This is a genomic window from Saccharothrix hoggarensis (genome assembly GCF_042678885.1).
GTDB classification, from domain to species: Bacteria; Actinomycetota; Actinomycetes; order Mycobacteriales; family Pseudonocardiaceae; genus Actinosynnema; species Actinosynnema hoggarensis.
This window is the reverse complement of record NZ_JBHTLK010000323.1, coordinates 1-5,898: the sequence shown is the minus strand read 5'-3', so window position 1 is coordinate 5,898 and position 5,898 is coordinate 1. Positions and strand designations below refer to the sequence as shown.

At 75.0% G+C, this 5,898-nt stretch carries 7 protein-coding genes and 1 pseudogene; 7 read left to right on the top strand and 1 reads right to left on the bottom strand.

The features are described from left to right. The 4 genes and pseudogenes from ACFQ3T_RS33665 to galE form a co-directional block, all read left to right on the top strand. Window positions 1–524, top strand: a pseudogene (locus ACFQ3T_RS33665) (Cmx/CmrA family chloramphenicol efflux MFS transporter); the annotation flags it as partial. 34 nt (window positions 525–558) lie between these two features. Continuing rightward, a complete protein-coding gene (locus ACFQ3T_RS33660; RefSeq protein ID WP_380729708.1) occupies window positions 559–1,137 on the top strand; it encodes a TetR/AcrR family transcriptional regulator in 579 nt (192 codons plus the stop codon). A 1-nt stretch (window position 1,138) separates the two neighbouring features. Further along, complete coding sequence (locus ACFQ3T_RS33655) at window positions 1,139–1,564, top strand: tautomerase family protein (RefSeq protein ID WP_380729706.1); 426 nt, start codon at window positions 1,139–1,141, stop codon at window positions 1,562–1,564. Window positions 1,565–1,627: 63 nt separating this feature from the next. After that, window positions 1,628–2,629 (top strand): UDP-glucose 4-epimerase GalE, encoded by a 1,002-nt coding sequence (gene galE, locus ACFQ3T_RS33650; protein ID WP_380729704.1) that lies wholly within the window; start codon window positions 1,628–1,630, stop codon window positions 2,627–2,629. 7 nt (window positions 2,630–2,636) lie between these two features. On the opposite strand, the gene ACFQ3T_RS33645 is transcribed toward galE, so the two are convergent. After that, window positions 2,637–2,960 carry a hypothetical protein gene (locus ACFQ3T_RS33645; RefSeq protein ID WP_380729702.1) on the bottom strand — a complete coding sequence of 108 codons (324 nt, stop codon included), beginning with the start codon at window positions 2,958–2,960 and terminating at the stop codon, window positions 2,637–2,639. Window positions 2,961–3,244: 284 nt separating this feature from the next. Between ACFQ3T_RS33645 and ACFQ3T_RS33640 the strand changes: the two genes are divergently transcribed. The 3 genes from ACFQ3T_RS33640 to ACFQ3T_RS33630 form a co-directional block, all read left to right on the top strand. Continuing rightward, on the top strand, window positions 3,245–3,727 hold the full coding sequence (locus ACFQ3T_RS33640; RefSeq protein ID WP_380729710.1) for a methylated-DNA--[protein]-cysteine S-methyltransferase: 483 nt from the start codon (window positions 3,245–3,247) through the stop codon (window positions 3,725–3,727). 5 nt (window positions 3,728–3,732) lie between these two features. Beyond that, window positions 3,733–4,617 carry an aminoglycoside phosphotransferase family protein gene (locus ACFQ3T_RS33635; protein WP_380729700.1) on the top strand — a complete coding sequence of 295 codons (885 nt, stop codon included), beginning with the start codon at window positions 3,733–3,735 and terminating at the stop codon, window positions 4,615–4,617. Window positions 4,618–4,668: 51 nt separating this feature from the next. Continuing rightward, window positions 4,669–5,898, top strand: a 1,230-nt coding sequence (locus ACFQ3T_RS33630) for an AfsR/SARP family transcriptional regulator (protein WP_380729698.1), incomplete at its 3' end; no start/stop codon positions are given.

The window sequence follows — 5,898 nt, the reverse complement described above, 5'->3', positions numbered from 1 at the left end:
CGTCGGTGCGGCGGGCGCTGGTGCTGGCGGCGCTGGTCAACGGTGCGACGTTCGCGACCTTCGCCTACCTCGGGGTCATCGCCACGGGTGTCCTGCCCGCCGGCGCGGTGCCGGGTCTGCTGGCCGCGTTCGGCGGGGGCGCGTTCCTCGGCGTGACGGCGGCCGGCCGGCTGGGCGGCGGCTGGCTCGTGGTCGGCGGGGTGTGCGCGCTGCCGCTCGGGTGGGCGGCGCTGGCCCTGGCCGCCACGCACGCCGTGCCGCTGTTCGTCCTGGCGGTGGTGCTCGGCGGGTTGTCGTTCGGCGTCGGGTCGACGCTCGTCGGGCGCGTCATGCACGTCGCCGCGCACGCGCCGTCGTTGAGCGGGGCGTTCGCCACGGTCGCCCTGAACGTCGGCGCGTTCGCCGGCCCGCTGCTGGCCGGGGCCGTCACGGGGACCACGGGCGACTACCGGGACGCCGCGTGGGTGAGCGCCGGCCTGGCCGCAACGGCGATAGTGCTCGTCGCACGTCGGACGAGGGACTAGCGGACTGTACCTACTGGTATGTACGGTCGAGTTCGTGGACACGAGGGAACGCCTCATCGAGAGCACGCGTGAGCTGTTGTGGGAACGCGGTTACGTGGGCACGAGCCCGAAGGCGATCCAGGCCAGGTCCGGGGCCGGCCAGGGCAGCATGTACCACCACTTCCGCGGCAAGCCGGACCTGGCGCTGGCCGCGATCCGGCGCAGCGCGGACGAGCTGCGGGCCGGGGTGGAGGCCGTGTTCTCCGGCCCCGGCACCGTGGTCGAGCGGGTGACGACCTACCTGCGGTGGGAGCGCGACCTGCTCAGGGGCTGCCCGGTCGGCCGGTTGACCCAGGACCCCGAGGTGATGGCCGACCCCGACCTGCGGCGGCCGGTCGAGGAGGTGTTCGCCTGGCTCACCGACCGGCTGGCCGGGCTGCTCGCCGAAGGCCGCGCGGACGGCGAGCTGGACGCCCGGCTCGACCCCCTGACCACGGCGACCGCGCTGGTCTCCGTGCTCCAGGGCGGTTACGTGCTCGCCCGCGCCGCCGCATCACCCGACGTCTACGCACGCGCGGTGGACGGCGCCCTCGGCCTGCTGGCGCCCGCCGCACCCGGAAAGGGGAACCGCTGACATGCCCCTGGTCCGCATCGACGCGGTGGGCGCGGACCCCGCCCGTCTCGACGCGCTCGGCCGCGCCGTCCACGAAGCCCTGGTCGAGGCGATCGGCATCCCGCCGGACGACCGGTTCCAGATCCTGGTGGGACACGACGGCGTCGGCAGCACGCTGCGCTACGACGACTACCTCGGCCTGCACCGCGACGACGGGATCGTGATCGTCTCGATCACCATGCGCGCGGGGCGGACGGACGCGCAGAAGCAGGCGCTGTACCGGCGGATCGCGGAACTCGCTTACGAGCACGCGGGCACCGAGCCGCGCAACGTGGTCGTCACCGTGACCGAGAACGGGCCGGCCGACTGGTCGCTGGGTGACGGCGTCGCGCAGTACCTCGCTTCTCCTGGAGTGGCCGATCCGCCCTCGGCGGTCGCGCGGGAGTAGCGCGCGCCGCCCGGTCCCTGTTGCCGTAGTGCGAGGTGCGGACGACATGCGGAGGGGGCCCAGGTGAAGGTCCTGATCACGGGCGCGGCCGGGTACATCGGCAGCACCATCGCGTCGGCCTGTCTGGACGAGGGCATCGTGCCGGTGGTGCTGGACAACCTGGTCACCGGCCGGGAGGAGTTCACCCGCGGGCGGGCCTTCTACCGGGGCGACATCGCCGACGGCGGCGTGGTGGACCGGATCTTCGCCGAGCACCCGGACATCGCGGCGACCGTGCACTGCGCGGCGCTGGTGGTCGTGCCGGAGTCGGTCGCCGACCCGGTCCGCTACTACCGCGAGAACGTCGCCAAGACCGTCGAGCTCGTGGCCCACCTGCTGCGCAACGGCTGCGAGCGGGTCGTGTTCAGCTCCTCCGCGTCCATCTACGCGCCGGACGGCGGCGGTCACGTCGACGAGTCGTCCCCGATCTCGGCGAGCAGCCCGTACGCGCGGACCAAGGCCATCACGGAGATGGTGCTGGCGGACATCGCCGCCGCGACCCCGTTGCGGGTGGTGGCGTTGCGCTACTTCAACCCCATCGGCGCGGACCCCAAGCTGCGCACCGGCCTGCAGGCGGCGAACCCGTCGCACGTGCTGGGCAAGCTCTTCGAGGCGCACCGCACCGGCACGCCGTTCCGCGTCACCGGCGTCGACTGGCCGACCCGCGACGGCAGCGCGATCCGCGACTACATCCACGTGTGGGACCTCGCGCTGGCGCACGTCGCGGCCCTGCGCAAGTTCGACGAGGTCGTGCCCGCGGCCGGCGGCGCCTCCTACGAGGTGATCAACATCGGCACGGGCGACGGCACGACCGTGCGCGAGCTGGTCGACGCGTTCCAGCGGGTCGTCGGGGCACGCCTGGTGGTGGAGGACGCCGAGCCGCGCCCCGGCGACGTGATCGGCTGCTACACCGACAGCGACAAGGCCGCGTGGCTGCTGGAGTGGAAGACCGAGCTGGGCATCGCGGAGGCCATCGAGGACTCCTTGCGGTGGTCCGAGCGGCGTCCGCTGGTGCTGGGCGAGTGAGGGGCGCTCAGCGGGACCGGGTCTGGTCGTGCACGCCGTGCCGGAGCGGTGTGTGGTCGGCGGGGGAGTGCGCGGGCGAGATCGGGTTCTGCCGCTGCGAGTGGGTGACGCCAGGCGCGTTGCGCTGGTCGCCGCCCGAGGGCTCGGCGCCGTTGGCCAGCTCGTCCAGCCGGGCGTCCAGCAGCTGGAGGACCGGCACGCGGTGGCCGTGGTCGCGCTCGTGGTCGCGCACGCGCCGCAGGTCGTCCTCGTCCAGCGACCGGATGCGGTGCCGCAGGTCGGACAACGGCAGCTGGTCGTAATCGGGCAGCGGGAAGTCGTCGTGGCTCATCTTCTCGCGTTACCCCGCCGCACATCGGGCAAACCGGCCGGGCCGCCGGGTTCACTCACCGGTGCGCAGGGTCGGTGCGTCGACCAGATGACGGGGGTGCGCGTGGACGTCGGCTTCGGGTGGGCGGACCGGTTCGAGGTCGAGATCCGCGACTGGCCCGCCCGCGGGGTCACTCCAGGAGCAGGCGGAACGGGTGCGCGCGGGCCGGTCGTGGACGTGTGCCGACCGTGGCCGGGGTCGTGGCGGGCGGCAGAATGGCGGGCATGTCCCCAGCAACCCCCGGGGTGGCCGTGCACACGGTCGTCGACAGCCCGGTCGGCGAGATCACCCTGGTCGCCCGTGACGGCGCGCTCGCCGGCCTGTACCTGACCGAACACCGGCACCGCCCGGCGTTCGAGACGTTCGGCGACCGCGACGACGGCCCGTTCGGCGAGGTGGTCGCGCAGCTGGAGGAGTACTTCGCGGGCGAGCGCACCGACTTCGATCTGCCGCTGCACCCGGTCGGCACGCCGTTCCAGCGCACGGTGTGGCAGGCGTTGCGGGGCATCGGGTTCGGGGAGACCGTGTCGTACGGGGAGCTGGCGGCCCGGATCGGCCGACCCACCGCGTCCCGCGCGGTCGGCCTGGCCAACGGCAAGAACCCGATCAGCATCATCGTGCCGTGCCACCGGGTCGTCGGCTCGACCGGCGCCCTGACCGGGTACGGCGGCGGCATCGAGCGCAAGCGCCTGCTCCTGGCCTTCGAGAGCGGCGCGCACGCGTGGTGATCGCGGTGCCGCCGGAGTTCGCCCGGTGGCGCGCCCAGGTCGAGGGCGAGGCCGGCCGGGAGTGGGTGGCGGGCCTGCCGGACCTGGTGGACCGGCTGTGCGCGCGGTGGCGGCTGACGCCGGACGACACGCCGCCGCTCCACGGCGGGCTCGGCCTGGTGGTCCTGGTCCACCGGGGCGACGTGCCGTGCGCGCTGAAGGTGAGCCAGCTGGAGGACGCCACCGTCGACGAGGCCTTGGCGTTGACGACGTGGGACGGGCGCGGCGCGGTGCGCCTGCACGAGGCGGACCCCGAGGTCGGCGCGCTGCTGCTGGAACGGCTGGACCCGGCGAAGTCCCTGCACGACCTGGACCTCCGGTCGGCGGCCGAGGTGGCGGGCGGGCTGATCCGCCGCCTGGCCGTGCCCGCGCCGGCCGGCGTGCGGCCGTTGGCCGGGATCGCGGACGTCATGGTGGAGCACCTGCCGCGGCGGCAGCGCGCGCTGGGCGATCCCGTGCCGCGGAGGTGGGTGGACGCCGCCCGCGGGTTCGCCGCCGAACTCGGCGCGGTCGACCACGACGTGCTGGTCCACGCGGACCTGCACTACGGCAACGTCCTGGCGGGCGACCGGGAACCGTGGCTCGCCGTGGACGCACGGGCGGTGCGCGGCCGGCCGGAGTTCTCGGTGCCGGAGCTGATGTGGACCAGGGCCGACGACGGCGCGCTGGACTCCGACACCGCGGTGCGCCGGCTGTTGGCCGTGATCGTGGCCGCCGGTGAGCTCGACGCCGACGCCGCGCACGGGTGGGTGGTCGCGCGGTGCGTCGACTACTGGCTCTGGGGCCTGGAGAACGGCCTCACCATCGACCCCGCCCGGTGCCGGAAGGTGTTGTCCGCGCTGCTGTCCTGACCACGTCGCCGGAACGCCGGCGGCTGCGTTACGTTGTCGGCGGGGGTGTGGATGTACTTCGAGGTGTTCGGCGCGGTCGAGGTCGTGGCGTCCGACGGGACCAGGACGCCGTTGGCCGCGCGGAAGCCGCGACTGGTGCTGGCGTGCCTCCTGCTGCACGCGGGCGAGCCGGTGAGCGTCGACCGGCTCGTGGCCGCGTTGTGGGGCGACCACCCGCCGCGGTCGGCCGCCGGGAACGTCAAGACGTACGTCTGGCAGCTGCGCCGCCTGCTCGCCGGAGACCGTGCCGACGACCGTGCCGGCGACCGTGCCGACGACCGTGCCGGCGGCCGGTCCGACGACGGGGCGCCGCCCATCGACAACGACGGCAACGGCTACCGCCTCCGCGTCGGGCGCGCCCGCGTCGCGCACCTGCTGTTCGCGGACCGCGTGGCAGCCGGGTGCCGGGAACGGGCGGAGGGCGACCCGCGGCGTGCCGCCGAGGTGCTGTCCGGCGCGCTGGCGCTGTGGCGCGGCGACCCGTTCCCCGAACTCGCGGGCCCCGACGTCGACGCCGTCCGGGCGAGGCTCGCCGACCACCGGCTCACCGGGCACGAGCACCTGGCGCGCGCCCTGCTGGACCTCGACCGCCCGGACGAGGCGGTGGCCGCGTTGCGCGGCCTGGTGGCCGAGCACCCGTTCCGCGAACACCTCCAGGCCACGATGGTCACCGCGCTGCACCGCGCGGGCCGGTCCGGTGAGGCGCTGACGCTGTTCGAGCACGTCCGCCGCACGCTCGACCGCGAGCTGGGCGTGCTGCCCGGACCGGAGCTGCGCGGGGCGCACCTCGCCGTCCTCGGCGACGACGCCGAAGCGCCGGCCGCGCCGGCGCGCCGGGTGGCGCCCGCCCAGCTCCCGACCGCGCCACGCGGGTTCGTCGGCCGTGACGACGTCCTGCGGGCGATGGACGCGCTGGTGGACGACCCCGACCCCGCGCCGTTCGTGCTCACCGGCACGGCAGGGGTGGGCAAGAGCGCCTTGGCGTTGCACTGGGCGCACCGGGTGCGGTCGCGGTTCCCGGACGGCCAGCTGTTCGTCGGACTGCGCGCGCACGCCGCCGGCCCGCCGTTGGGGCCGCGGCAGGCGTTGGAGCAGCTGCTGCACGCGTTGGCGGTCGACCAGACCCACCGCCCGTCCGGGGTGGACGCGGCCGCGGCGGCGCTCCGGTCGGCGCTGGCGGACCGCCGCGTGCTGGTGGTCCTCGACGACGCCGAGGACGCGGCGCAGGTCCGCCCGCTGCTG

Excerpts from the sequence above, each read along its gene's own strand:
- ACFQ3T_RS33655 (WP_380729706.1), top strand. The coding sequence starts at position 1,139 with ATGCCCCTGGTCCGCATCGACGCGGTGGGCGCGGACCCCGCCCGTCTC.
- ACFQ3T_RS33645 (WP_380729702.1), bottom strand. The coding sequence starts at position 2,960 with ATGAGCCACGACGACTTCCCGCTGCCCGATTACGACCAGCTGCCGTTG.